Raw genomic sequence first — 1,195 nt, 5'->3', positions numbered from 1 at the left:
TGTTGCGTAGTGCTTGGTGACCAGGACGGCTGGGGCACCAATAGGTTGTCAAAGGCCGAGTCGATTTTGGGGACTGGGATGTCCCAAAATCTATCACGAGGCCGAAGACACACTTGAAAGGTGTGACTGCCCGAAACCTTTTTCCCGCGCCAGGGAATAGAGCCATGCGGCCGCCATGCCGGATACGAACTGGTCCAGCCTGCCCGGCAACTGATTCAGCCACCATACCTTCTGACCGACGGGCAGATCATGCAGGGCATACTGGAACAGACCGTAGCGATACAGCACCACCAGCAACACCGACGGCAGCAGCAGCCACACCCAGAGGCGCGGCGCAAACAGGAACGCCAGCAAAGGCAACAGCAGGTAGAAATCGAACTCCACCGGCAGCGTCCAGTACACGGGGTTCAGCTGGGTGGAAGGTTCACCGAACAGATTGTGCACCATCAGCACCTGGGCCAGCACATCCCTGCCTGCAGGCAAACCGACGCCAGCCGCCAGCCGCCAGCATCACCAGCAGCAACACGGCTATCTGCACCCAATAGGCAGGCAGCACCCGCAAAAGGCGCCGCCGGAAATACTCGGCGGTGCGCACGGGTGGACGGTTTCCCAGCCACGCCTGGCAATAGGCAAGGCCCAGCACGAACCCGGACAGCACAAAGAAAACATCCACACCCGCCCAGCCGCTACGCACCAGGGGCATCAGATCAAAGGTCGTATCCCAGATGTCAAACCGGTACACCGGGCGTCCGGCAAATCCCCACACATGCCAGACAGCCACCCAGAGTGCGGCCACCCCCCGCAGGCAGGTAAGGGAATCGAGGTGGATGCGGGCACTGACGCCTTCTTTTTCCAGCCGGTAAAGGGAGTCGGTAACAGGCATCGGCTTTGGTGCATCGAAGAAGTGGGCGGGGCACTCAGATTATCATTCCCGCCCGGTTCTCACAATCAGACAGGGTATGGCGCCCGGGTATGGAGCAGCCAGGTCAAAACATCACAATCTAGTTCCCGTCTATAAATGCCAAGTCATTGAAATTCAATTGAATTTCAATGACTTGGCATTTATAGACGGGAACTATCTTGGACTGCTGTGCCAGGGCAAGAACGACTTCGAGGCCGTAGAAGGTATCCGCAAGGATCCGTTCTTCCAGCAAGCACTCGGTATCGGACGGGTGCCCTCGTCGGCCCGTCTGCG

The 1,195-nt window shown here is 58.7% G+C and carries 2 protein-coding genes; both read right to left on the bottom strand.

Translation table 11 applies throughout. The annotated features are described in order from the left end of the window. Positions 1 to 93 precede the first annotated feature (93 nt). Positions 94 to 465 carry a hypothetical protein gene (locus ACOCD2_RS20825; protein ID WP_293652688.1) on the bottom strand — a complete coding sequence of 124 codons (372 nt, stop codon included), beginning with the start codon at positions 463 to 465 and terminating at the stop codon, positions 94 to 96. Beyond that, on the bottom strand, positions 425 to 883 hold the full coding sequence (locus tag ACOCD2_RS20820) for an acyltransferase family protein (protein ID WP_293650373.1): 459 nt from the start codon (positions 881 to 883) through the stop codon (positions 425 to 427). Before ACOCD2_RS20820 ends, ACOCD2_RS20825 begins: the two co-directional genes overlap by 41 nt. Positions 884 to 1,195 lie beyond the last annotated feature (312 nt).

The organism is Thiolapillus sp., assembly GCF_048562965.1.
In the GTDB taxonomy this organism is placed as follows: Bacteria; Pseudomonadota; Gammaproteobacteria; order Chromatiales; family Chromatiaceae; genus Thiolapillus; species Thiolapillus brandeum_A.
The sequence above is the reverse complement of the archived record's forward strand: the minus strand, read 5'-3'. Positions and strand labels throughout refer to the sequence as shown.